The 22608-nt window shown below is 68.1% G+C and carries 25 protein-coding genes and 2 pseudogenes; 12 read left to right on the top strand and 15 right to left on the bottom strand.

The features are described from left to right. Positions 1–264 (bottom strand): thioredoxin domain-containing protein (locus RMO97_RS11300; protein ID WP_310541106.1); only part of this gene is annotated, 264 nt, incomplete at its 3' end. Between the two features lie 158 nt (positions 265–422). On the opposite strand from RMO97_RS11300, the gene RMO97_RS11295 reads away from it, so the two are divergent. Next, positions 423–1301 (top strand): alpha/beta hydrolase, encoded by an 879-nt coding sequence (locus RMO97_RS11295; protein WP_310541105.1) that lies wholly within the window; start codon positions 423–425, stop codon positions 1299–1301. Between the two features lie 90 nt (positions 1302–1391). On the opposite strand, the gene RMO97_RS11290 is transcribed toward RMO97_RS11295, so the two are convergent. Next, positions 1392–1787 carry a hypothetical protein gene (locus RMO97_RS11290; RefSeq protein ID WP_310541104.1) on the bottom strand — a complete coding sequence of 132 codons (396 nt, stop codon included), beginning with the start codon at positions 1785–1787 and terminating at the stop codon, positions 1392–1394. Positions 1788–1974: 187 nt separating this feature from the next. Further along, positions 1975–2157, bottom strand: coding sequence for a hypothetical protein (locus RMO97_RS11285; protein WP_310541103.1), 183 nt, complete (start codon positions 2155–2157; stop codon positions 1975–1977). A gap of 338 nt (positions 2158–2495) precedes the next feature. On the opposite strand from RMO97_RS11285, the gene RMO97_RS11280 reads away from it, so the two are divergent. Further along, the gene (locus RMO97_RS11280; RefSeq protein WP_310541110.1) at positions 2496–3554 is read left to right on the top strand and encodes a cell wall hydrolase; all 1059 of its coding nucleotides are present in this window, start codon (positions 2496–2498) and stop codon (positions 3552–3554) included. Between the two features lie 83 nt (positions 3555–3637). Continuing rightward, the gene (locus tag RMO97_RS11275) at positions 3638–4195 is read left to right on the top strand and encodes a DUF1003 domain-containing protein (protein ID WP_310541101.1); all 558 of its coding nucleotides are present in this window, start codon (positions 3638–3640) and stop codon (positions 4193–4195) included. Between the two features lie 6 nt (positions 4196–4201). Here RMO97_RS11275 and RMO97_RS11270 read toward each other — a convergent pair whose 3' ends face one another. Further along, on the bottom strand, positions 4202–5140 hold the full coding sequence (locus RMO97_RS11270) for a GlxA family transcriptional regulator (RefSeq protein ID WP_310541099.1): 939 nt from the start codon (positions 5138–5140) through the stop codon (positions 4202–4204). An 83-nt stretch (positions 5141–5223) separates the two neighbouring features. Between RMO97_RS11270 and RMO97_RS11265 the strand changes: the two genes are divergently transcribed. The 3 genes from RMO97_RS11265 (at position 5224) to RMO97_RS11255 (ending at position 7711) form a co-directional block, all read left to right on the top strand. After that, a complete protein-coding gene (locus RMO97_RS11265) occupies positions 5224–5925 on the top strand; it encodes a DJ-1/PfpI family protein (protein WP_310541098.1) in 702 nt (233 codons plus the stop codon). A 314-nt stretch (positions 5926–6239) separates the two neighbouring features. Continuing rightward, the gene (locus tag RMO97_RS11260) at positions 6240–7118 is read left to right on the top strand and encodes a hypothetical protein (protein WP_310541096.1); all 879 of its coding nucleotides are present in this window, start codon (positions 6240–6242) and stop codon (positions 7116–7118) included. Positions 7119–7132: 14 nt separating this feature from the next. Next, a complete protein-coding gene (locus RMO97_RS11255) occupies positions 7133–7711 on the top strand; it encodes a fasciclin domain-containing protein (protein WP_310541108.1) in 579 nt (192 codons plus the stop codon). Positions 7712–8426: 715 nt separating this feature from the next. Here the strand turns inward: RMO97_RS11255 and RMO97_RS11250 are convergent. The 4 genes and pseudogenes from RMO97_RS11250 to nadA all read right to left on the bottom strand — a co-directional run bounded on the left by RMO97_RS11250 (position 8427) and on the right by nadA (position 12961). Then, on the bottom strand, positions 8427–9410 hold the full coding sequence (locus RMO97_RS11250) for an NADP-dependent oxidoreductase (protein ID WP_310541095.1): 984 nt from the start codon (positions 9408–9410) through the stop codon (positions 8427–8429). A 99-nt stretch (positions 9411–9509) separates the two neighbouring features. Continuing rightward, positions 9510–10355, bottom strand: coding sequence for a carboxylating nicotinate-nucleotide diphosphorylase (gene nadC / locus RMO97_RS11245; protein WP_310541094.1), 846 nt, complete (start codon positions 10353–10355; stop codon positions 9510–9512). Further along, complete coding sequence (locus RMO97_RS11240; RefSeq protein WP_310541093.1) at positions 10352–11878, bottom strand: L-aspartate oxidase; 1527 nt, start codon at positions 11876–11878, stop codon at positions 10352–10354. Before RMO97_RS11240 ends, nadC begins: the two co-directional genes overlap by 4 nt. Position 11879: 1 nt before the next feature. Continuing rightward, positions 11880–12961: pseudogene (gene nadA, locus RMO97_RS11235) on the bottom strand (quinolinate synthase NadA). A gap of 377 nt (positions 12962–13338) precedes the next feature. Here nadA and RMO97_RS11230 point away from each other — a divergent pair. Beyond that, positions 13339–14412 (top strand): cell wall hydrolase, encoded by a 1074-nt coding sequence (locus RMO97_RS11230; protein ID WP_310541092.1) that lies wholly within the window; start codon positions 13339–13341, stop codon positions 14410–14412. On the opposite strand, the gene RMO97_RS11225 is transcribed toward RMO97_RS11230, so the two are convergent. Then, entirely contained in the window at positions 14409–14894 is a 486-nt protein-coding gene (locus tag RMO97_RS11225; protein ID WP_310541091.1) for an N-acetyltransferase, read from the bottom strand. The genes RMO97_RS11230 and RMO97_RS11225 overlap by 4 nt on opposite strands. A gap of 20 nt (positions 14895–14914) precedes the next feature. Beyond that, a complete protein-coding gene (locus RMO97_RS11220; RefSeq protein ID WP_310541090.1) occupies positions 14915–15382 on the bottom strand; it encodes an AraC family transcriptional regulator in 468 nt (155 codons plus the stop codon). 50 nt (positions 15383–15432) lie between these two features. Here RMO97_RS11220 and RMO97_RS11215 point away from each other — a divergent pair, with 50 nt between their 5' ends. Beyond that, positions 15433–16566 (top strand): Acg family FMN-binding oxidoreductase, encoded by a 1134-nt coding sequence (locus RMO97_RS11215; protein WP_310541088.1) that lies wholly within the window; start codon positions 15433–15435, stop codon positions 16564–16566. Beyond that, positions 16563–16994, top strand: a complete 432-nt coding sequence (locus RMO97_RS11210; RefSeq protein ID WP_310541087.1) for a hypothetical protein — start codon at positions 16563–16565, stop codon at positions 16992–16994. Before RMO97_RS11215 ends, RMO97_RS11210 begins: the two co-directional genes overlap by 4 nt. 9 nt (positions 16995–17003) lie before the next feature. On the opposite strand, the gene RMO97_RS11205 is transcribed toward RMO97_RS11210, so the two are convergent. Further along, positions 17004–18305 (bottom strand): UDP-N-acetylglucosamine 1-carboxyvinyltransferase, encoded by a 1302-nt coding sequence (locus RMO97_RS11205; protein WP_310541085.1) that lies wholly within the window; start codon positions 18303–18305, stop codon positions 17004–17006. A gap of 66 nt (positions 18306–18371) precedes the next feature. Beyond that, positions 18372–19385 (bottom strand): thioredoxin-disulfide reductase, encoded by a 1014-nt coding sequence (trxB, locus tag RMO97_RS11200; RefSeq protein ID WP_310541083.1) that lies wholly within the window; start codon positions 19383–19385, stop codon positions 18372–18374. Between the two features lie 66 nt (positions 19386–19451). Here trxB and RMO97_RS11195 point away from each other — a divergent pair, with 66 nt between their 5' ends. Genes RMO97_RS11195 through pseI form a run of 3 tightly spaced genes read left to right on the top strand, consistent with a single transcriptional unit; the run spans position 19452 to position 21066 of the window. Then, positions 19452–19679 carry a DUF433 domain-containing protein gene (locus RMO97_RS11195; protein WP_310541081.1) on the top strand — a complete coding sequence of 76 codons (228 nt, stop codon included), beginning with the start codon at positions 19452–19454 and terminating at the stop codon, positions 19677–19679. After that, on the top strand, positions 19676–20011 hold the full coding sequence (locus RMO97_RS11190) for a DUF5615 family PIN-like protein (RefSeq protein ID WP_310541079.1): 336 nt from the start codon (positions 19676–19678) through the stop codon (positions 20009–20011). The genes RMO97_RS11195 and RMO97_RS11190 overlap by 4 nt, the downstream gene beginning before the upstream one ends. Continuing rightward, positions 20008–21066, top strand: coding sequence for a pseudaminic acid synthase (gene pseI / locus RMO97_RS11185; protein WP_310541077.1), 1059 nt, complete (start codon positions 20008–20010; stop codon positions 21064–21066). The genes RMO97_RS11190 and pseI overlap by 4 nt, the downstream gene beginning before the upstream one ends. Positions 21067–21088: 22 nt before the next feature. On the opposite strand, the gene RMO97_RS11180 is transcribed toward pseI, so the two are convergent. The 3 genes and pseudogenes from RMO97_RS11180 to RMO97_RS11170 form a co-directional block, all read right to left on the bottom strand. Further along, positions 21089–21517, bottom strand: coding sequence for an SRPBCC family protein (locus RMO97_RS11180; protein ID WP_310541075.1), 429 nt, complete (start codon positions 21515–21517; stop codon positions 21089–21091). 126 nt (positions 21518–21643) lie between these two features. Beyond that, the gene (locus tag RMO97_RS11175; protein ID WP_310541074.1) at positions 21644–22357 is read right to left on the bottom strand and encodes a WbqC family protein; all 714 of its coding nucleotides are present in this window, start codon (positions 22355–22357) and stop codon (positions 21644–21646) included. Beyond that, positions 22354–22608: pseudogene (locus RMO97_RS11170) on the bottom strand (flagellin modification protein FlmF); the annotation flags it as partial. The gene RMO97_RS11175 and the pseudogene RMO97_RS11170, both read right to left, overlap by 4 nt.

Genomic DNA, 22608 nt, shown 5'->3' with positions numbered 1-22608 from the left:
GATGGCGGCGACATTGGCGGGCTCGGTGAGGAACTCGTGCAGGGTGTAGCGGACCTTGCCGGTGTCGATGTACTTGGCCTTGAAGGCCGGGAAGACCTCGTTGTTGAACTGGGCGCAGTGGTCGCAGCTCAGGGAGGCGTACTCCTCGACGTGGATCTTCGCCGTCGGTTTGCCCAGGGACGGCTCGCCCGTGACATAGGCTGGGGCGGCGCTGGCGGCGCCGGCGAGGAGGACGAAGGCGAGACTGAGCAGGGCGTGACGCAAGGGGGAGCTTCCTGACTGGGGACGACCCAGGACACCGCCAAGGCCTCGCCTGTCAACTGAGGCCGTTGGCGCCGGGGGTTCCGAGCCGTCATACTGCGGGCAGGCGGGACTCATTTCCCGCCGAGGTCATTTCAGTCGCGTAGATTTTTGGGGATTTCATGTCGGTTTCGACCGCGGCCGAGCGCGCCGCACCGCCGCGCTGGCCCGACGGCTACTTCACGGTCAAGGACGGGACCCGCCTGCACTATGTGGAGGCCGGGCAAGGCGTGCCGGTGATCCTGATCCACGGGGCGCGGGGCAGCGCCATCGGCAACTGGTTCTCCAACGGCATCGCGCCGAGGCTGGCGCAGACCAACCACGTCTACGCCCTGGACATGCGGGCCCACGGCCTATCGGGCGGGGCGCGGCACAGCCACTTCAACATGGCCGACGACGTCCTGGAGTTCATGGACCAGATGGGGATCGGCAAGGCCCATATCGCCGGCTATTCCATGGGCGGCGGGGTGACCCTGCAACTGCTGGCTCGGGCGCCGGAACGCTTCATCACCGCCTGTTTCCAGGGCTCGGGGATCAGCGAGGTCGGGGAGTGGAAGGACAAGGTCCCGCCTGACGTGACGGGAGAGGCCCCCGACGAGGCCGCCGCCAACGCCCGGGCCAAGGCGCGCCGCCAGGCCAAGGGCGAGGAGGTCGGCAACGACCTGGGCGACAAGATTCGCGCCAAGGTCCAGGCCGTGGTGGGCGGCGGCGCGGTGCGGAAGATGGAGGACATGGCGGGCCGCATGATGGCGACGCTCCACAAGCTCGATCTCTCCAAGGTCGACTTCCCGGTGATGGCCATCAACGGCGAGTACGACCGCCCCAATGCCCGGACCCACCGCATGGCCCGCGAGTTGTCGGACTTCACCAACCTTGTCCTGCCGGGTAAGGGGCACCTGAGCGCCATGATGGCGGGGTTCATCCCGGACGAGTACATCGAGGGCTACGCCGCCTTTGTGGCCCGCAACAACCCTCCGGGCGCGGCGCGCAAGGGCATGTGACCTGGGACGACCTACGGCAGGGGGGCTGCGCTCAGCCCGAACCGCGGGCGACGGGCCTGCGCCCGACCCGACATCCGCCCCTAAAGGCCGTCAGCGCAAGGCGAGACGCTCAAGGGCGTCGCACTTGGCCTCGGTGACCTCCGGCCAGGGGCCGGGATCGGCGCCGATCACGCGAAGGGCCTCGTCCCGACTGATCCGCTGCCGGCGTGCGAGCAGTTCCGCGGCGCGGTCGGCGAAGGCGCGACCCGAGGCCATGGCGGTGGTGTAGCTGAAGCGCGCGGCGGGCTCGGTCCGCCAAGCGGTGGCCGCGGGGCGGCCCCCATGGGAGACCTGGGAGGCGTCACGTCCCCAGGTGTTGGCGAAGGCCGGCGTGGCGCCCAGATAGCGCTTGAGGGCGCAGGACTGCTGCACGCGCCAAGCCGGCGCGGCGTGGGCTCCCGAGGCGTACACCGCCATCAGCAGCGCGAGGGGCAGACTGCGCTTCATCGTCAGACAGGATGCCCGCCCATGACGGCGATCGCAATAACCGCGACCAAGGTCATGACGGCGTAGATGACATGTCCCACGTGGGGGCCCCCAAGAATCGTAGCTTCGATACGACTCTAGTCAGTGCGGGGAGCGCCACATGACGCAGTTGGACTATGGCCCCGCAGCGCGCGGGGCCATCGCCAGATTACTTGTCGACCGCCTTGCTGACGACCGTACCCACCGCTGCGCCGGCGGCGGCGCCCACGGGACCGCCGATCACGGCGCCGGTGATGGCCCCGGTGGAGGCGCGCTGTTCGACATTGTGGCCACAGGCCGCGAGGGTCAGGGCGACGCCCGCAACGGCAAGAAGGCTAAGGGTTTTCCGCATGTCATAGCTCCGGTTCAAGGGGTCTCGGCGGGAAGAACGGCGGCGAACGGTGGAGGTTCCGATTGGCCGTGCAGCGGCGCCCGTCCACAGGCAATTCTATGCTGCGCTGCAATATCCGCTTGCGAATCGTAAACTCTCCGGTCATAAGCACGGCAACTTCGCCATGGCCTGACTTCCACGTGTAAGGAGCAGGCCCGCCGCGGAACGCCGCCAGCACGTGCAGGGGCGTCGAGCAGCAAACGATGTCTGGGGGCGCTTCCGCCTTCGCCACACGGGACAACCATCCTTTGCTATCCAAACCTCAGGCGCGCGCCGATTGGCGTGCGTTGACCAGTGCTGTGTTGTTGGGTTCGGGCGTTGGCCTGGGCCTCGGCGCCGCCTATCTGGCCGGCGGGATGGCGCGCGCCACCACCGACCACCAACGTACAGCCCGCCTGGCCGAGGCCGCCGCCGGTGGTTTTTCGGAAGCCGTTCTTCAGCGCGAAGCCGCCGACATGGATCCTGGGATCCTGGCTATCGCGCGCCGTCATGACCCCTTCACCGTGGCCGGCGACGCCGAGCGCGACCGCCAGTCCGCGATCCTCGCCGCCCGTCTGGAAAAGCGCGACCGCAACCCGGCCTCGGCCGTCGTCCTGCGCGCCGCCTTCGCCGGTCCCCTGGTCCCGTCGGCGACGCCGTTTCGCATGGCCGGGGTGCTGGAGAGCTCGCGTGAGCTCGAGTGCCTGACCCAGGCTGTCTATTTCGAAGCCCGCGGCGAGACCGCCGTCGGCCAGCAGGCCGTGGCCCAGGTGGTGCTGAACCGCGTGCGCCATCCGGCCTATCCCAAGAGCGTCTGCGGTGTCGTGTTCCAGGGCGCCGCCCGGGCTCGCGGCTGCCAGTTCAGCTTCGCCTGCGACGGCTCCATGCGCCGGGGCCGCGAGGTCATCGCCTGGAACCGCGCCAAGCAGGTGGCCGGTCGCGCCCTGTCCGGAGGCCTGATGGCCTCGGTGGGCGACGCCACCAGCTTCCACACCACCGGCGTCTCGCCCAACTGGGGCGGGCGGATGGTTCGGGTGGCCCAGGTCGGGACCCACATCTTCTACCGCTTCGGCCGCGGCGCAGCGCCTGCAACCTATGTCGCCGACAGCCGGGCCGGCCATCATGAGGCGCCCGCTGCCGAGACCGTCTATGCCAGCCTGACGCCGATGCCGGCCCAGGCGGGTGCGCCGGACTTCCGCCTGACGTCGGCGGTGGTGGTCTCCGGACCGTCCGAGACCGCGCCACAGGCCGCTCCGGAACCGGCGCCCGCGCCGACCGCGCCCTCCCCGGACGCCAAGGCGGAGAAGGGCAAGTTGACCCCGGTCAGCCAGGCCAAGCCCGCCGAGCCGGTCGCCGCGAAGGCCGCCAGCGCCTCCTGACCCGTCACGCCCCATTGCCGCTTGCGGTGGGGCCGGGCGACAGCTGAAGGTCGTCCTTCGCCAAAGCGAGCGAAGGAGCGCCCATGCACGCCGGGGATCACAACGCCCAACTGGCCCAAGCCCTGCTCGGGGTCAGCTACGAACAGCTGACGCCGGTGCAGCGAAGCGTCATCGACCTGATCGCCACGGAGCAGCCCAGCGGGCTGAACCCCAAACTGACGGGGGACGACCGTACCTACTGGCAGAGGTTGGCCGACACCATCGCCGCCGTCGGCGGATCGTGGACCTTCATCTTCAGCTTCCTGGGGGTGCTGGTCGCCTGGGTGACCTGGAACGCGCTGACCAGGACATTGGCCTTCGATCCCTATCCCTTCATCTTCCTCAACCTGGTGATGTCGATGATTGCGGCCCTGCAGGCGCCGGTCATCATGATGAGCCAGAACCGCGCGGCGGCCCGCGACCGCATGAACGCAGAGCACGACTATGTCGTGAACCTGCGCGCCGAGCTGGAGATCATGCATCTGCATGACAAGCTGGACGCCCTGCGCGGCCAGGACTTGGTCAAGGTGATCAAGGCCCAGACCGAGACCCTCAACCTGCTCAAGCGCGACATGGCCGAGCTAAAGGCGATGCGGGGGTAGGTCCTTCTAAACCCGCGCCGCCCGCCGGAGGGCCTGGGGCGGCTGGCCGAAGGCGCGGAGGAAGGCGCGGCGCATCCGCTCGGGATCGCCGAATCCCACCGCCTCAGCCACACGGTCGATCGGATCAGAGGAGGCCTCCACCCGCTCGCGCGCGGTCTCCAGACGCAGCCGTTCCACGGCCTTGGCCGGCGTCATGCCGGTCTCGGCGGCGAAGGCGCGGGCGAAGTGGCGGGGGCTCATGGCCGCCCGATCCGCCAGCTGGTCGACAGTGAGCGGCTCGCCCAGGTGCTCGCGTATCCAGTCCAGTAGGCTGGCGAACCGGCCGCCCTGGCCGCCCATCTCGATCAGGGCCGAGAACTGCGACTGGCCGCCTGGCCGCCGGTGATAGACCACCAGGGTCTGGGCGGTCTGGCGCGCGATGTCTTCCCCCAGGTCCTGCGCGATCAGGGCCAGGGACAGGTCGATCCCCGCGGTGATCCCCGCCGAGGTCCAGATCGCCCCCTCGCGGACGAAGATGCGATCAGCCTCCACCCGGACCTTGGGGTAACGCTTCTGCAGTTCGGCGCTGCGGGCCCAGTGGGTGGTGGCGCGCTTGCCGTCCAGCAGGCCGGCCTCCGCCAGCAGATAGGCGCCCGAACAGACGCTGGCCGTCCGCCTCGCCTTGGCGCCCATCCGCTGGATATAGGCCTTGGTCGCGGGATCCTTCGACGCCTTGCTGGCCCCGATGCCGCCGGAGATCACCAGGGTGTCGAGATCCTCGTCCAACCCCTCGGCGCCCAGGCCGGCGGCGGCCGAACTGGCCACCATCCCCGGCTCAGCCGCTATCACCTTCAAGCTGTAGGCGCCCGGCGCATAGCGCCCCGCGATCTCGAAGGCGCCCAGCGGCCCGGCCGCGTCCAACAGCTGGAAGTCCGGGAAGATCAGGAAGCCGATTTTCCGGCTCATGGCTGAATCCGAGGTAAGATTGTCATTTCGGACGGACGCTAGGCCTGCGACCCTGGTGTCGTCAACTTGCAGGAGCCCCCGTCATGTCCGACCTCGTCATCGTCTTCCCGCTTTATCCGGGTGTTACTCACCTCGACTTCACAGGCCCGCAGCAGGTCTTGTGTCGCGTGCCCGGCGCGAAGATCATCGTCGCCTCCATGGGCGGTGCCGACATCGAGGCCGACGGCCTGACCTTCACCAACCTCGCCGACCTGGCCACCGTCGAGGCCTGCGACGTGATCTGCGTGCCCGGCGGTTTCGGGACCAGCGCGGCCATGCTCGACGAGGCCTTCATGAGCCACATCAAGCGGCTGGCGGGCGGGGCGAAGTACCTCACCAGCGTCTGCACCGGCTCGCTGATCCTGGCGGCCACCGGCCTGCTGAAGGGCAAGCGCGCCACCTGCCACTGGGCCTGGAAGGATCAGCTCAAGCCCTTCGGCGTCATCGTCACCGAGGGCCGGGTGGTCCGCGACGGCAACATCATCACCGGCGGCGGGGTGACCGCGGGCCTGGACTTCGCCTTCACCATGGTGGCCGAACTGGCGGGCGACGCGCTCGCCCAGTCCCTGCAACTGGGGCTGGAATACTCCCCGGCCCCGCCCTTCAACTCCGGAACGCCGGACACCGCCCCGCCGGAAATCCTGGCCGCGGTGACCGCCATGATGGCCGGCGCCATGGGCGACCGCCAGGGGGCGGCCGAGGAAGCCGCCCGCCGGCTGCAGAGCAACGGCCTGAACGCCACCTGAGGTCCTTCTCTCGTCGCGGGCGGGGCAGCCGACGTTCCTGCGGCCCGACGCGTCCGGCGCAAGCCGACGCGGGCAATGTCACGGCGGGGTCGCTCGATGCGCCCCTCGGCAAGGGCGTTCGCACGCACCTGTCCTGCTTCGCGGGCGGACTGGGATCGTGACGAACCCGCCGTCCGCTTGTTCGACGAGCGATCAAGATGATGCGACGACGCAAGAGCGGACGTTCCGAAGGTGAGAGAGGGGTGGGCAGCAGACCTCGATCGGCAACCTTGTCAGGGACCGAACGTTCAAGGGTGGCCATGAAAGACAACTCCATGATCAAGTTGCTCACCCTTTCCGCTGCGCTACTGCTTGCGGTTAGCGCCCCTCAGGCACTTGCGCAGGGGCATGGGGGGGACAAGCCGGGGAAGGAAGGCAAGGGTGGCGGGGGAGAACACGCACAAGGCCACAAAGACCACCCTGGCAACGGCGGTAAGGGCAACAAGCACAAGGACCGCGGCGACGAAGATCGCGGCGACGAAGGCGAGCACCGATACCGGCAGGCCGAACGCGATGATGACAGCGGGCGAGGCCGCGAGTATGCGGTGTCCAATCGCGAACGCGATCAGTATCGGGCCAACGGCCTGATCAAGGGCTGTCCTCCCGGCCTAGCCAAAAAGAACAACGGCTGCCTGCCACCCGGCCAGGTCAAGAAGGCGCAACGCGCGCGCTATGATTTCCGCTCGGGCCCAGCCAACGACGGCTTCGTGCATCGGTATGACGACGGGTATCAATACCGCTACGACCGGCAGGGCTCGCTGCTCGGGTATCTGCCCGCCTTGGGGGGGGCGCTTTCTGCTGGGAACCCCTGGCCTACCCAGTACCGCTACGAACCTGCGCCACGCTCTCAGCTTGACTACTACCGGCTGAACGACAGCTCCGATTATCGATATGCGGACGGCGCGATCTATGGCGTCGATCCGAAGACCTCGATGATCCAGCAGGTGGTCGCGCTCGTGACGGGGCAATCGGCTGCGGTGGGTCAGCGGCTGCCCAGCGGCTATGACGTTTACAACGTACCCTACGCGTACAGGGACCAGTACCCCGACACCGCCAACACCACCTACCGCTACAACGATGGCGCCATCTATCAGGTGAATCCGAAGACGCAGATGATCATGGCGGTCATCCAGCTGCTGGCCCAAAAGCGCTGAGTGGGACCTTGACCATGCGAACACTCACGCGCCTCGCGCTGACATCTCTCGCCGTTTTCACGCTCGCCGGCTGCGGTGACCGCCCTGACGCGACCGGACAGGAAAACTCCACCGCGGAAGCGCAAGCCGGCGCATCAAAGCTGACGCTGGCGGCAACGCTCAAGGCGGGGGGAGCGCATGCCGGTCTGGCAAAGGTGATGAATAACTCCGGCTTGATGGGAGCCCTGGAAGGGGTAGGCCCATACACGCTGTTCGCTCCAGCGGACGATGCGCTTAAAGGCGCGGGGGGGGCTGACTTCACGGACGCAGCGATGAAGGCCGAGGGCGCGGCCCTGCTGCGCGCTCACATCGTCCCCGGCGCTCTCACACGCGCCGACATCATCGGGGCCGTCGACCGGTCTGGAAGTAAGGGCGCGCAGATGCGGACCATGGGCGGGAGCCTTTTGACATTCACCCGCAGTGGCAATGATCTGATCGCTACCGCCTCGGACGGCGCCAGCGCGCGCCTGACGGGACAAGAAGTCCTGGCCAGCAACGGCATGCTGCAACCGCTGGATGGTTTGCTAGCGAGACCTAGTGCTGCACCAAATTAGGGTCAGCGGAAGGGGCTGCTGAAGTTGGTCGTGTCGCGTTGGGTGAGATGCTGCGCACTCCACCATCCTGACGAACTGAGCTATCAGAAATGAAGCCATTTTCGACCCCAGTGAGTTTGTCCGACCCTTGGGAGCCTTTGCCTCAAATCAGACTCGGCTAATGCCTGCAATGGGTCGAGCGGCCTCAAGCAAGGCCTCCGCAAGCAGACGTTCCCCGAGATTGCCGGAAACCAGACTTTGTTGACGGCAGCGAAGGGGGGGAGCCGACTGCTTTATGGAGCCTCTAACTTGCCTTACCGGCGAGTACCGTTAGCCTGGGACCCATGCGCCACACGGGTTTGATCACAAAGCCGGACGGCCCAGTCGCCGGGTTTGTCCAAGGCGCCACGGCAACGGCCTTCGCGGTCGGCATACCGCTCTCCGTAAAATTACTGATATTTGCAATGCTCGCGCGCCAGCCTTTACTTGGCGTAGCGCTCTCTGCAGGACTCACTGCCACCGCGAGCCTAATTGCCGGCATTGCCCTAGCCATCTGGAGACAGATTCAGTGCTGGGCGTACGACCGCTTCCTTGAAGGTCCACCCCGCTAGGTCAGCTTCGGTTCGCAAACGGAACCCAACGCTCGGTCGAGGCGCATGATCTGGACCGCTTGGCCGCCGGGCCACCGTCTCCCCCAAGGAGGAGGCGGTGACCCGCCGGGCAAGGCCCGGAAATCCTAGTCGGCGATGTGGATCAGCATCTTGCCGTTGTTCAGGCCGTCAAACAGGCCGATCAGCCCCTCGGGCGCGCGCTCGAAGCCGTCCAGGATGGTCTCCTGGTACTTGATCTGGCCCGACTTCAGCCAACCGGTCATGTCGGACAGGAAAGCGGCGTTCAGGTGCGGGAAGTCCCCGGCCACGAACCCCTCCATGCGGATGCGGCCGTAGATCAGGGAGAACAGGTTCTTCACCCCTTCGCCGTCGCCGTTATAGGTGGAGATCATGCCGCAGACCGGGATGCGGCCGCGCAGGTTCATGCGGGGCAGGGCGGCGTCCAGGTGCGCGCCGCCGACATTCTCGAAATAGACGTCGATGCCCTTGGGCGTGGCCGCCTTCAGGGCCTCGGCCAGGTTCTCTTTCTTGTAGTTGATCACCGCATCGATCCCGACCTCGTCGCGCAGCCAGGCGGCCTTCTCGTCGGTCCCGGTGGAGCCCACCACGTAGCAGCCCTTGATCTTGGCGATCTGGGCCACGACCGAGCCCACGGCCCCGCCGGCGGTGGAGACGAAGACCTGCTCGCCATCCTTCAGGGCGCCGGTGCCCAGCAGGCCGCCATAGGCGGTGACGCCGGTGCCGCCCAGGGCGTGCATGTAGACACTCAGCGGCAGTTCCGGATCGCGGTTAAGCACCGAGACGCCGCGGCCGTCGGAGACGAAGGTCTCGCGGAAGCCCGCGCTGTGACGGACCAGGTCGCCTTCCTTGAACTTGGGGTTCTTCGACTGGGTCACCCGGCCGATGCCGCCGCCCAGCAGGGGGGCGTCCAGGGCCTGATCGGCGTCGAGGCGCGGCCGCATGTAGGGGTCCACCGACATCAGCAGGGCCGTGACCTGGATCTCGCCATCCGCCGCGTCGGCGACGGGGGCCTCCACCAGGGCGAAGTCCTGGGCGACCGGCTTGCCGTTCGGACGGCGGACGAGGTGGATCTGGCGGGCGGTGGTCATGGGAGACTCCCTGGAGCGACTGGAATGAATTCAAACAATCGTTTGGAGGTAGTCCCGCAAGCCGCCGCGGTCACGCCAGAAAAACTCAAGCCGGAGAGATCAGACGGCGTCGAGGCCGATGTCGAGCACGGGCGCCGAGTGGGTCAGGGCGCCGACGCTGATCACCTGGACGCCGCTTTCGGCGATCGCGCGCACGGTCTGCAGGTTCACCCCGCCCGAGGCCTCCAGAATGACCTTGTCGCCGGCCAGGGCCACGGCCTTCTTCAGGTCCTCGGGGCTGAAGTTATCCAGCATGATGACGTCGGCGCCGTGGGGCAGGGCTTCGCGAAGTTGCTCCAGGCTGTCGACCTCCAGCTCCACCTTGGTCAGGTGGCCGGCGAATGCCCGCGCCCGCTTCAGCGCATTGGCCACCCCGCCGCAGGCCGCGACATGGTTGTCCTTGATCAGGATGGCGTCATCCAGGCCGAAGCGGTGGTTGACCCCGCCGCCGCAGCGCACGGCGTATTTTTCCAGGTGGCGCAGGCCCGGCGTGGTCTTGCGGGTGTCGACGATGCGGGCCGCGGTGCCCTGCGTCTTGTCGACATAGGCCCGCGTCAGGGTGGCGACGCCGGAGAGACGGCCCATCAGGTTCAAGGCCGTTCGCTCGGCCGACAGGATGGCGCGCGCATTGCCCGTGACCCTGGCCAGGACCGCGCCCGCCTCGACGCTGTCGCCATCGGCCACCACCGCCTCGAAGCTGGCCTTGGGGTCGAGGGCCAGGATCGCCAGGCGCGCGCAGGCCAGGCCCGCCACCACGCCGCTCTGGCGGGTGGCGAAGACCACGCTCATCACCGCGTCAGCGTCGATACAGGCCTGGGCCGTGATGTCGCCCGCCCGGCCGAGATCTTCGGCGAGGGCGGCGCGGACAGTGGGTTCGATCAGCAGGTCGGGGAGGGGCTGGATCATTCGGCCGCGAAACTGAGGGGGTCATCCGACTTCATGTCGGCGAAGGTGACGAAGGTCCGCTTCGGCGGCAGGGGCTCGGGGAAGTCCGAGCGATAGTGGCCGCCGCGGCTCTCCTTGCGGTCCAGGGCGCACTGGGCTGTCAGGCGGGCGGCCACCAGGGGGCCGGCGCGGCCGTGGGCGGCCTCAAAGCGGTCGATCTCGGACAGCAGCCTGGTGAGGCCGCCGGCGTCGCGGACCACGCCGGCGTCGCGGCTCATGCCGATGCGCAGGGCGGCCAGGGCCTGCGCCGGCAGGTCCGGGGTCAGGATGCGGCGCAGGGGACCGGAGGGCGCCTCGCGTTGCTCGCGGGCCGCCTTGCCGGCGCGGGTCCCGAAGACAGCGGCCTCCAGCAGGGAGTTGGACGCCAGGCGATTGGCGCCGTGCACGCCGGTGGACGCGCACTCACCGGCGGCGAACAGGCCCTCAAGCGAGGTCGCGCCGTTGGCGTCGGTGACGATGCCGCCCATGTGGTAGTGGCAGGCGGGCGCCACCGGGATCGGCTGCACGCGCGGATCGACCCCGCCCGACAGGCAGGCGGCGAAGACGGCGGGAAACTCCTCGGGGAAGTGATCGCCGACGGCGGCTCGCGCGTCCAGGAAGGCGCCGCGGCCGGCGGCCAGCTCGGCATGGATGGCGCGGGCCACCACGTCGCGGGGCGCGAGCTCGGCGTCGGGGTGATAGGCGGCCATGAAGAACTCACCCGCCGCATTGATCAGCCGGGCCCCCTCGCCGCGGAGGGCCTCGGTCGCGAGGGGCGCGGGGTCGCGGCCGATATCGATGGCCGTGGGGTGGAACTGCACGAACTCGGGGTCGGCGATGGTGGCGCCGGCGAGCGCCGCCAGGGCCAGGCCCTCGCCCTGCAGTTCGGCCGGGGTGGTGGTGACGCCGTAGAGGCCGCCGATGCCGCCGGTGGCGAACAGGGTAGCGGGCGCGGTGATCTCGATCAGGCGTCCGGCCTCTTCGGCGACGACGCCTCGCACCCGGCCGTTCAGGTCGTGCAATACGCCGCGCAAGCGCATGCCGGCCCGGACCTCGATGTGGCGTGACGAAAGAGCCGTCTGGACGACCGCCTCCATGATCGCGCGGCCGGCCTGGTCGCCCTTCACCCGGGCCACGCGGCTGCGGGAATGGGCGGCCTCCAGGCTGGTGGCGAAGTCGCCGGCGGCGTCGCGGTCGAAGGGAGCCCCCAGGGCCGCCAGGTGGCGCACCGCGGCCGGGCCCTCCTTGGCCAGCAGGTGGGCCATGGCGAAGTCCACCAGGCCTGCGCCCGCCGCGATGGTGTCGGCGGCGTGCAGGGCCGGCGCGTCGTCGGCCGAAAGCGCGGCGGCCATGCCGCCCTGCGCCCAGGCCGACGAGCAGCCCTGGTTCAGGGGCGCGCCGGTGAGCAGCAGGACGCTGCGCGGCGCGGCGGCCAGGGCCGCGCTCAGGCCAGCCAGGCCCGCGCCGACGATCAGGACGCCGTCATGGTGGATGCGGTCAGCCACCTCAGATCAGCTCCACGTCCACATGGTGGCGGGCCTTCACCAGGTCGTAGCGGGCCGGGACCAGGGGCGGCGGCAGGTCGATCATCCGCTGCACGGCGACGCGGGCGCGGTCGGCGATGGCCGGATCGACAGTCACCTCGTAGCGGTTGTGGACCAGGCTCTCGTAGATGTTCTCGAGCGTGATCCGCTTCATGTGCGGGCACAGGTTGCAGGGGCGCACGAACTCGGTGTCGATGGCGTCGACGGCGACGTTGTCGGCCATGGAGCATTCGGTGATCAGCACCACCTGCTTGGGCTTCCTGGTCAGGACATAGTCGTTCATGGCCGCGGTCGAGCCGGCGAAGTCCGACACCTCCAGCACCTCGGCCGGGCATTCCGGGTGGGCCAGGATCTGGGCGTTCGGATAGGCGGCCTTCAGCTCCAGGATGTCGGCGGCGGTGAAGCGCTCGTGCACCTCGCAGCGGCCCTGCCAGGCGATGATCTTGATGTCGGTCTGACGGGCCACGTTGCGGGCCAGGAACTCGTCGGGGATCAGGATCACCCGGTCGACGCCCCATTCGCGCGCCACATGCTCCACCACCTGGACGGCGTTGGCGCTGGTGCAGCAGACGTCGGTCTCGGCCTTCACGTCGGCGGTGGTGTTGACATAGGTGACCACCGGCAGGCCGGGATAGCGCTGCTTGATCAGGCGCACGTCGGCGCCGGTGATCGAGGAGGCCAGGCTGAGCCGGCGCGCAGGTCCGGGATCAGCACGGTCTTCTCGGGCGACAGGATCTTCGAGGTCTCGGCCATGAAGTGCACGCCGGCCTGGACGATGATCTTGGCGTCCGACTTGGCGGCTTCCTTGGCCAGGCCCAGGCTGTCGCCGACATAGTCGCCGACCCCGTGGAAGATGTCGGGGGTCATGTAGTTGTGGGCCAGGATGACCGCGTTCTTCTCACGCTTGAGGCGGTTGATCTCGGCGATCAGCGGGGCCTGCAACCGCCATTCCATGGGCGTGATGTGGCCCTTCACCTTTTCCCAAAGGGGCAGGGTGGCCTTGTCGACCTCAGGCGTGAACGCGAATTGGAACCCGTCGGCCACTTGGCCCTCCTTATGCTCAGAATGAGCATTTCTTCCGCCTCAAAAAACGCCGGAGAACACTCTCGGCTCCCTCGGCGCGATGGATATGCTCAATCAGAGCAAAACCCAGTAGCAGACATATAGACCCGCGTTCGCCCTCCGACAAGGCGTAAGTTTCAACCGGGCGTCGCGTCTCTCTCGGACATGACGTCCAGGATCGCCTAGGGATAAGCGCGGGTCTCCCTGGCTGCGCCCTTTGGCCGTACCTTCGCCGCCTTCGTGGCTATACTGGACGCCCCCGGAAAACACCGAAAGACCCGACGCTGAGTCTCCGCCTTCCTCCCCGTCACCGCGCCGGCCTGGCCCTGGCCGCCGTCGCGATCCTGCTGGCGGGGTGCGTGACCTACTACGTGCCGCGCGGCGCGGGGCGGCTGCAGGGCGTGGCGACCGTCAGCGAGACCCTTTCCGACAAGGGCCTGGCGCGGCTGACCGCCGACATGGACCCGGCCATGCTGGCCCTGGCCCGCCGGCACGATCCCCGCCATGGCGCCGATCTCTGGGGCCGGCCGGAGGGCTGGGCCAGCCTGGATATCCGTACCCCGCCCGACCTCGGCTTCGGCACGGCGGTAGACGCTCTGGCCGAGGACATCAACGCGCTGCGGCCCTTCTCCCACCTGCCGATCCGGCCCATGAAGCCCTTCAAGCTGGACGTGGCCACCCAGGACGGCGACCGCGCCCTGCGGTGCCTGGCCCAGGCCGTCTATTACGAATCCGCCCGCGAGCCGCAGCTGGGCCAGGAAGCCGTGGCCCAGGTGGTGCTGAACCGGCTGCGCCATCCGGCCTATCCGAAGTCGGTGTGCGGCGTTGTCTATCAAGGCTCGGCGCGCGCCACCGGCTGCCAGTTCACCTTCACCTGCGACGGGGCGCTGCAATACGCCCCGGAAGCGGGCCGCTGGCGGCAGGCCCAGGACGTGGCCCGCCGCGCTCTCAACGGCTTCGTCGCCAAGGGCGTGGGTTCGGCGACCCACTACCATGCCCAGTATGTCGCCCCCTACTGGGCGCCCACCCTGGTGAAGATGAAGCAGATCGGGGCGCACATCTTCTACCGCTGGACCGGTCCCTGGGGCGAGCCGCCGGCCTTTACCGGCCGCTATGCCGGGGGCGAGTCCAACCTGTCGGCGGCCATCCTCGGCAGTCTCGACCAGCGCACCCAGGGGCTGCTGGATCCCGAGGGGCAGGGCGTCCCGGCCGGCCGCAAGATCACGCTCTCGGTGGGGGGCGAGGTGCGCACCTACAACGTCGTCGATCCCCTGGCGGCCGGCGGCGAACGCACCCGCGTCCTGGGGACCATCTTCGCCCCGCGCCGCAAGCCGACCCCAGAGGAAATCAAGAAGATCAACGAGTCCCTGGCCGCCATGGAGGCTCCCGTGGCCACCCCCGCCGCGCCGGTGGCGGTCCCGGCGCCGGACTAGCTTCCGAAGGCGTCGGGGTAGGCCACGAGCACGGGTTGCGCCAAGGCGCCGTCCTCGATCTCCAGGGCCATGAAGGCCGGGCTGCCGGAGTAGGGGGCCTTCAGCTTGGCGGCCGCCTCCGAGGTGAAACCGAATTTCGGATAGTAGGCCGGGTGGCCCAGGACGACCACAGCGTGGGTCCCGAATTCGCGCGCGGTGTCCAGGGAGGCCTTCACCAGCCGCGAGCCGACCCCGGACCTCTGCAGGTCGGGGCGCACGGCCATGGGGGCGAGCGCCGCATAGAGGTGGACGCTGTCGGCCCACAGCCGGCTGTAGAAGATGTGGCCCACCACGACGCCGTCCTCGTCGGCCACCAGTTCGAAGACCTTGTCGCCATCGGCGCGCAGGCGCTCCACCAGGTCGGCCTCGTCGGGCTTTCCGAAGGCGGCGATGTTGATCTCGCGGATGGCGGCGTGGTCGGCGGGCTTGGCGTGTCGGATCATGGGAGCAGCTTACGCCCCTGCTACTTCAAGGGAAGGCAAAGCTCCGTCAGCAGGTCGGCGGGCGCGGTCTTGCGCGGGTCGTTCAGATTGACCTCGACGCAGGGGGCGTGAGCCGGCTCCTCGCCGCTGGCCGGCAGCCAGGCGAACAGTTCTTCGTAGCCCTGGCCGATCCGGGCGTAGGGGCCCCTGTACAGCAGCACCGCATAGCGCCCGGCGGCGACGTCGTGGATCGTCACCGTGTCGTCGGTCTCGACCTCCGGGCCCACCGTGACGCCGGCCAGGGCCCGCTGCAGACGCAGGCGGCTCACCGTCTCGATGACAGTCTCGCCGATCATCGTTTTATAGATGCGGTGGAAATGGAACGGCGACAGGCAGGCCACCTGCGCCAAGGCCGTCAGGTCCAGCGGCTCATCCAGATGGGCCCAGATATGCTCGGCCACCCGGTTCAGGCGGTGGGCGTAGCTCTCGCGGGTGACGGGCCGGTTCATGAGAAGAGGTTAGCGCAGGGCCGATTGATCGCGCTTGCGGAGTTGGGTGCTTGTTGACCTGCCTCAAGGCGCGGGTCCTCCTGCAGTTCCAGTCTTCTCGCGAGGGAGACATCATCATGCTGTCACGTCGCGCCCTAATCCTCGCCGCCGGGACCCTGCCGCTCGCGGCCTGCACGGGGTCGGACGCCTATGCGCGGACGGTCACCGAGACCTGGCGGTTGCTCCCGGGCGGCGCCGGATTTCCGGCCGGGGCTCTTGTCCATGCCGCGACCCTGGCGGCCAACAGTCACAACACCCAGCCTTGGCGCTTCTCGGTGTCCGAGCGGCGGATCCATATCGCCCCCGACCTTTCCCAACGTACGCCGGTGGTCGATCCCGACGACCATCACCTGTTCGCCAGCCTGGGATGCGCCGCCGAGACCATGTTGCAGGCCGCCCCTGGCTATGGATGGCGGGGCGCGGTTCAGGCCTTCGATCCCCGACAGGGCCTGACCCTGGACTTCATCCCGGCGCCCTCCAGCCCGGGAGAGCTGTCCCGGGCGATCCTCCGCCGCGCCTCGACCCGGAGCGAATATGACGGCCGCGCCGTGGCTCAAGATCAGCTACGCGCCCTGGCCGCCGCCGGGGGGCCGCGGGTCGACCTGGCGCTGATCACGGACGCCGGGCGCCTCGGACAGGCCACCGACTTCATCGTACGGGGGAACGCCGCCCAGGTGCGGGACCCGGCGTTTCGCCGGGAGCTCAAGGCCTGGATCCGCTTCGACGCCGCCGAGGCCCTGGCGCGTCGCGACGGCCTGTTCGCCGCGGCCTCCGGCAATCCCACCTCGCCGCGCATGCTCGGAGAGCGGCTGTTTGATCTCGCCTTCACCGAGAAGGGTGAGACTGACAAGATCGTGCGCCAGATGCGCAGCTCAGCCGGCCTGGCGGTCTTCAGTAGCCGCGAAGGCGGCCCCGCCGGCTGGGTCGAGGCCGGCCGCGCCTATACCCGCTTCGCCCTGCAGGCCACCGCCGCCGGGATGAAACTGGCCTTCCTCAACCAGCCCGTGGAGGACGTCCCCTCGCGCGCCGAATTCTCCCGCTGGCTGGGCTCGGATCTGCGTCCCGACCTTGTGGTGCGGTTCGGCTATGGCCCCGACATGCCCAGGTCCCTGCGGCGGCCCATAGCGCAGGTGCTTGTCTCGTGACCGACCAGCAGGCCCGCGCGCCGCGCGGATGGCTCGGGGCGGGAACCGCCTATGTCGCCATCGTTTTCCTGATCGCCTTCGTCCTTGGAGCCGTGCGGGTCATGTTGGTGGCGCCCCGGCTTGGCTCGACCGTGGCCGTGCTTCTGGAGACACCCTTGATCCTGACGGTGAGCTGGCTGGCCTCGGCATGGTGTGTTCGGACCTTCAGGGTCCCGCCGGCGTCGATCCCCCGGCTGGCGATGGGCGGGACCGCCTTTGTCCTGCTGATGTTGCTGGAATTGGGCGTTTCGATCCTGCTCTTCAGCCGCCCTTTGAGCGGTTATCTGGCCGATTTCCGGTCACTTGCCGGCGAGATGGGCTTGGCGGCTCAAGTGACCTTCGCTTTCATCCCTCTCCTGCAGATCAGGCTGTCGGGGGCGGGGCGGTGACTCTCCGCCTCAGTCCCCCGCCACCCACGAGACGTCGGCCCCCAGCGCATTGAGGTTCTCGACGAACTTGGGGTGGGCGCGCTGGATGGGGGTGGCGTTGAGAATTGTGCTTTCGCCCTCGATGCTGGCGGCCAGCATGAACAGGGCGATGGCGACGCGGATGATGTAGGGGCTCTCCACCTGCGCGGGCACCAGGGGCTTGCCGCCGAAGGTGATCAGGCGGTGCGGATCACACAGCAGGGAGTGGGCGCCGAACTTGCCCAGTTCCGAGGACCAGCCGAGCGCGCCCTCATAGACCTTATTCCAGAACATGCACTGACCCTCGGAGCGCACGCCGAGCGCCACGAAGATCGGCAGCAGGTCAGCCGGCACGTAGGGCCAGGGCGCGGCCTCCACCTTCTGCAGGATATTGGCGGTGAAGGGCTGGCGCACCCGCATGCCGCCGCCGTCCACCTTCGCGCGGCTCCAGCCGTCCTTGTGGGTGATCTCGACGCCGAACTTGGCGAAGGTGCGGTCCAGCAGGGGGAACTGGTCCACCGAGCCGTTCTTCACCGCGATGTCGCCGCCGGTCATGGCGCCCATGGCCAGGAAGGTGGCCACCTCGTGGAAGTCGTCGGCGAAGGTGAATTCCGCGCCCGACAGGCTCGCGACCCCCTCCACGACGATCCGCGAACCGCCGACCCCCTCGAGCCGGGCTCCCATCTGCTCCAGGAACCCGCAGAACTCCTGAACGTGCGGCTCGCAGGCGGCGTTGGTCAGCTGGGACCGTCCCTTGGAGGTCGCGGCGCAGAGGATGAAGTTCTCGGTGGTGGTGACCGAGGCGTAGTCCAGCCAGTGGTCGGTGGTGGCGAACCCCTTGGGCGTCTTGATGTAGATGGCCTCGGGCTTGCGCTCAATCTGGGCGCCGAAGCTCTCAAAGACCTCGATGTGCGGGTCGATCTCCCGGACCCCCAGCGTACAGCCGGTGACGTCCTCCTCGATGCTGGCCCCGCCGAACCTGTAGAGCAGGGCGGGGATCAGCATCAGGGTCGAGCGCATCCCCAGCGGCAGGTGCGCTTCCTTGGGATCTAGCCCCTCGCCATGCCGCAGCCGGAGCGTGCCGGTGGCATAGTCCATCTCCACGGAGGAGCCCAGTTTCTCGAAGAAATCCAGGATCTTGCGGACGTCTGTTATGTCCGGGACGCGGTGCAGGACGATCGGCTGATCGGTCAGCAGGGTGGCGCACAGAATCGGCAGCACGGCGTTCTTGTTGGCCGAGGGCGTGATGGTTCCGCGCAGGGCGCGTCCGCCTCTCACGATCAGGTTCGTCATGGCCGGCGGCCTCGTCTCTTCGGGGCGGAAATGGAATTCGTCGAGTAGATCAGGGCGGCGGCCCCGTCACCAGGTTCCGATCTTCTCCGCCTCGTGGTGGCTGATCGGGTTGTGGGCCTTGGCGTGGTCTTCCTCGGCCAGCAGCCGGACGGCTTCGAGGGCCGCCATGCAGCCCATGCCCGCCGCGGTGACGGCTTGGCGGTAGACGTCGTCGGTGACGTCGCCCGCCGCATAGACACCGGTGACCGCGGTGGAGGTCGTGCCGGCCTTCACCCTCAGATAGCCCGCGGCGTCCATTTCCAGCTGGCCCTTGAAAAGCTCGGAGGCGGGCGCGTGGCCGATGGCGATGAACACGCCGTCGCAGGCGACGTCCTGGGTCTCGCCGGTCTTGACGTTCTTCAGGCGCACGCCGGTGACCCCCATGGGATCGCTGTCGCCCTGCACCTCGTCGATCGATGAGTCCCAGATCACCTCGATTTTCGGGTTTGCGAACAGGCGTTCCTGCAGGATTTTCTCGGCGCGGAGCTCGTCCTTGCGGTGGACCAGGGTGACCTTGGCGGCGAAGTTGGTGAGGAACAGGGCCTCCTCCACCGCGGTGTTGCCGCCGCCCACCACCACCACGTCCTTGCCGCGATAGAAGAAGCCGTCGCAGGTGGCGCAGGCCGAGACGCCGAAGCCCTGGAAGTGCTGCTCGCTGGGCAGGCCCAGCCACTTGGCCTGGGCGCCGGTGGCGATGATGAGGGTCTCGGCCAGCCAGACCTGGCCACTGTCGGTCTCCAGGCGGAACGGGCGCTGCGACAGGTCGGCCTTCAGCACGATGTCGGTGATGATCTCCGTGCCCACGTGGGCCGCCTGGGCCTGCATCTGCTCCATCAGCCAGGGGCCCTGGATAACCTCGGCGAAACCCGGATAGTTCTCGACATCGGTGGTGATGGTGAGCTGGCCGCCGGGCTGGATCCCCTGGATCAGCACCGGGTTCAGCAGCGCGCGCGCGGCATAGACAGCGGCGGTGTAGCCGGCGGGGCCGGAGCCCACGATCAGGCAGCGGACAGTTCTGGGCGCGGGGCGAGGATCGGACATGGGGCCAATGTAGTGTTGATTCCAGGCGGGCGCGACGGGTCCGGGAAAGTGGTGTATGTAGATCGCATGTATGAGCTGCTGAAGCGCATCACGATCGAGGAAGGCAAGATGCACGGCAAGCCGTGCATTCGCGGCATGCGTATCCGTGTGCAGGATGTGCTGGAGATGCTGGCCGGTGGCGCGACCAACGCCGAAATCCTGGACGATTTTCCGTGGCTGGAGGCGGATGATATCCGGGCCGCGTTAGCCTATGCGGCGGCCAGCATGGCGGGGACCAGCGTTATCGCCGCGTGAAATTCCTTATCGACGCCCAGCTTCCGCGCCAGCTTGCGACGTGGCTCTCGGCGGCCGGTTATGAGTGCGATCACACGGGTGGTCGCGTGCCCGGTTCCGCGAATGATCAGGCGATCCGGGACCTTGCGTTGTCCCGACAAGCCATCTTGATCACCAAGGACCGCGATTTCATGGAATGGGCCAATGTGCGGCGTCCGACGCCGCAAATCATCTGGGTCCGCATCGGCAACGCCACAAACACGGTGTTAACCCGGCGGTTGGAAGCTGCGTGGGATCGCGTCGCCGCCGAGTTGGCCGCTGGCGTCGCCGTGGTGGAAGTCTCCAGTTCATGAACGACAAGTCCCCCGAAATCGCAATCGCCGGGCGCAGGATCGGCGCCGATCATCCGCCCTATGTGATCTGTGAGCTCTCGGGCAACCACAACGGGAGCCTGGAGCGTTGCCTGAGCATGGTCGACGCCGCTGCCGAAACGGGCTGCGACGCCATCAAGATCCAGACCTATACCGCCGACACCATCACCATGGACGTGGACCGGCCGGAGTTCCGCATCCACGGCGGGCTGTGGGACGGGCGTAGCCTTTATGAGCTGTACGAGGAGGCGCACACGCCCTTCGAATGGCATGCGGCGATCTTCGAGCGGGCGCGAGCGCGCGGTGTGACGATCTTCTCCAGCCCCTTTGACGAGACGGCGGTGGATCTGCTGGCGGGCCTGGATGCGCCGGCCTACAAGATCGCCAGCTTCGAGGCTGTGGACCTGCCGCTGATACGCTATGCGGCGGCGCAGGGAAAGCCGCTGATCATCTCCACGGGAATGGCGAACCTGGCCGAGATCGAGGCCGCGCGGGACGCGGCGCTGGCGGCGGGCGCATCGGGCGTGGTGATGCTGCATTGCGTCTCCAGCTATCCGGCCACCTTTGCCGACGCCAATGTGCGCACGGTGGCCGACATGGCGGGGCGGTTCGGATGCCCCATCGGACTGTCCGACCACACACCCGGAACCGCCGCCTCGGTGGCCGCCGTGGCCATGGGCGCCTGCGTGATCGAGAAACACTTTACCCTGGCCCGGTCGGATGGCGGACCCGACGCCGCCTTCAGCCTGGAGCCCGACGAATTCAAGGCGTTGGTGGACGACACCCGGGCGGCCTGGGCGGCGCTGGGCCGGGCCCACTACGATGTGCTGGGCTCGGAGCGGGGGTCGCTGCTGTTCCGCCGCTCGCTTTACGTCACTGCGGATGTGAAGGCCGGCGAGGCCCTGACCCGCGCCAACGTCCGCTCGATCCGGCCTGGCAACGGCCTGGCGCCGGCGCACTTCGACGCGGTGCTGGGGCGCACGGCGGGACGCGACATCGCTCGGGGCGAGCCGCTGGCCTGGGACATGCTGGGCTGACCCCTGAGGCACGAGGCCGGACTCAGTTGCGCGTTCGCGCGGCCAGCGTGCGCTGCATGAGGCCGATCCCCATGTCGTACATCCCCTTGGTGAAGGCGACGCCGTCTTCGTCGGTCATGCCCTTGGGTTGGAACTCGCCTCGCCAGGTGAAGCGGCTTGAGCGCGTATCTATCGGCTCGACAGACATCGTGGCGCGGTAGGCGGAAAAGGGAAGCGGCGAGGACACGATCGAGTAGCTGTAGAAATATGGCCCCTCGGCTTCGAGCCGATCAACGATTTTCCGGCCGTCATCCAGGGTCAGGGTTCTGAGGGCGCCAATGCCTTCGCCATCCTGCACACAGGCCTCAGGCGGCCGCCCGGACCATTTTCCCATCGCGCCAAAATCGCCGATCAACTCCCAAAGATCATCCGTCGGCAAATCGAAGTCGTGGGTGACGGTTACAACGGGCATATGAGAACCTCCTGTCTTTAGTCAGCGTTGGGTGTGGCGGGTGCGTGTTTCGCCGACCGTGATCAGCTCATGGTCCGAAGCGCCGTGGCGCGCTCTGGGTCCAGTGACGATCGCGTGGCGGTGGGCTCAAGGGACGCCTGATTCGCCCCGCATTGCCTCGATAAGGTCGCGCGTGCCTGTCCAGCCGAGGTTCATCACCGCGTCGATGAAGGCCATGTACGGTGCGAAGGGTCCATGGCCCTGTGGGTAGGCGATCTCGACGAAGCCCTGAAAGCGGACCGGGAACCCCGCCGCCGCGAACACCCCGTCGTCAGCCATGTAATCCTGCGATCCCGTGGGCGAGAGATAGTCGGTGGCGCCGACCGCCCGGCAGATCGCCAGCAGGTGGTCAGAGCGCTCGCCCGGCGCGTCCAGTGTCGAAGCCCGGACCAGTTCGGGAGTCATCTCCAGCTTCCGGGCGGCGGCGGCAATCAGGGCGATGTTGAGGTCGGCGAGCGTGCGGGTCGGCGCGCGCAGATGGTCATCGAGAAACGCCATGCCATCGGCAAAAAACGGGCGCTTTGCATAGGTGTGCCGGATCGAGCCCAGGTGTCTCTCGCGCCAGGGCTCGGTGTCGGCGATCTCGATCTGATCGATGGGCGTGTCGCGGTCGGCCTTCTGGACCGGCACGCTCAGCATCACCTCGCCGCCCGCGCCCCAGATGCGGTTGCGCTGCTGCCAGGACCGTCGAGCGAACTGTACGTCGTCCAGAAAGACGAACACGTCAGCGGCGGCGATCAGGTGGAGGTAGCCGAGGTAGGGCAGATAGGTCGGCTGCATGATCGCCGCCGTGCGCGTCATGCCACGGCGGCCTTGGCCTCGACCCCGAGAGCAGCGGCCAGCCCGGCGTTCACCTGGGCGAACTTCTCAGCCTTGGCATAGGGCTCCCAGGCGCCGGGGACGAAGCCTGATCCTATCTGGTCCGTCAGGGCGGCGCGGAGTTCGATAAGGCCCTGCATGGCGGCCACCGAGTGATAGATCCACCGTGGCTTGATGGCGGTGAACAACAGGTCGCCCAGCGCCAGATCCCCCTCGAAGCCGGCCATCATCCG

The sequence above is a fragment of the Phenylobacterium sp. genome (assembly GCF_031425575.1).
Taxonomy (GTDB): domain Bacteria; phylum Pseudomonadota; class Alphaproteobacteria; order Caulobacterales; family Caulobacteraceae; genus Phenylobacterium.
Note: the sequence above shows the minus strand (reverse complement) of the source record. Positions and strands in the feature narration are given on the sequence as shown.

Coding starts and splice junctions, on each gene's coding strand:
- RMO97_RS11295 (WP_310541105.1), top strand. CDS start 423: ATGTCGGTTTCGACCGCGGCCGAGCGCGCCGCACCGCCGCGCTGGCCC.
- RMO97_RS11250 (WP_310541095.1), bottom strand. CDS start 9,410: ATGACCACCGCCCGCCAGATCCACCTCGTCCGCCGTCCGAACGGCAAG.
- RMO97_RS11290 (WP_310541104.1), bottom strand. CDS start 1,787: ATGAAGCGCAGTCTGCCCCTCGCGCTGCTGATGGCGGTGTACGCCTCG.
- RMO97_RS11175 (WP_310541074.1), bottom strand. CDS start 22,357: ATGACGCGCACGGCGGCGATCATGCAGCCGACCTATCTGCCCTACCTC.
- RMO97_RS11270 (WP_310541099.1), bottom strand. CDS start 5,140: ATGAGCCGGAAAATCGGCTTCCTGATCTTCCCGGACTTCCAGCTGTTG.
- RMO97_RS11265 (WP_310541098.1), top strand. CDS start 5,224: ATGTCCGACCTCGTCATCGTCTTCCCGCTTTATCCGGGTGTTACTCAC.
- RMO97_RS11275 (WP_310541101.1), top strand. CDS start 3,638: ATGCACGCCGGGGATCACAACGCCCAACTGGCCCAAGCCCTGCTCGGG.
- RMO97_RS11225 (WP_310541091.1), bottom strand. CDS start 14,894: ATGATCCGACACGCCAAGCCCGCCGACCACGCCGCCATCCGCGAGATC.
- nadC (WP_310541094.1), bottom strand. CDS start 10,355: ATGATCCAGCCCCTCCCCGACCTGCTGATCGAACCCACTGTCCGCGCC.
- RMO97_RS11260 (WP_310541096.1), top strand. CDS start 6,240: ATGATCAAGTTGCTCACCCTTTCCGCTGCGCTACTGCTTGCGGTTAGC.
- RMO97_RS11195 (WP_310541081.1), top strand. CDS start 19,452: ATGTATGAGCTGCTGAAGCGCATCACGATCGAGGAAGGCAAGATGCAC.
- RMO97_RS11205 (WP_310541085.1), bottom strand. CDS start 18,305: ATGACGAACCTGATCGTGAGAGGCGGACGCGCCCTGCGCGGAACCATC.
- RMO97_RS11255 (WP_310541108.1), top strand. CDS start 7,133: ATGCGAACACTCACGCGCCTCGCGCTGACATCTCTCGCCGTTTTCACG.
- RMO97_RS11285 (WP_310541103.1), bottom strand. CDS start 2,157: ATGCGGAAAACCCTTAGCCTTCTTGCCGTTGCGGGCGTCGCCCTGACC.
- trxB (WP_310541083.1), bottom strand. CDS start 19,385: ATGTCCGATCCTCGCCCCGCGCCCAGAACTGTCCGCTGCCTGATCGTG.
- RMO97_RS11220 (WP_310541090.1), bottom strand. CDS start 15,382: ATGAACCGGCCCGTCACCCGCGAGAGCTACGCCCACCGCCTGAACCGG.
- RMO97_RS11180 (WP_310541075.1), bottom strand. CDS start 21,517: ATGCCCGTTGTAACCGTCACCCACGACTTCGATTTGCCGACGGATGAT.
- pseI (WP_310541077.1), top strand. CDS start 20,008: ATGAACGACAAGTCCCCCGAAATCGCAATCGCCGGGCGCAGGATCGGC.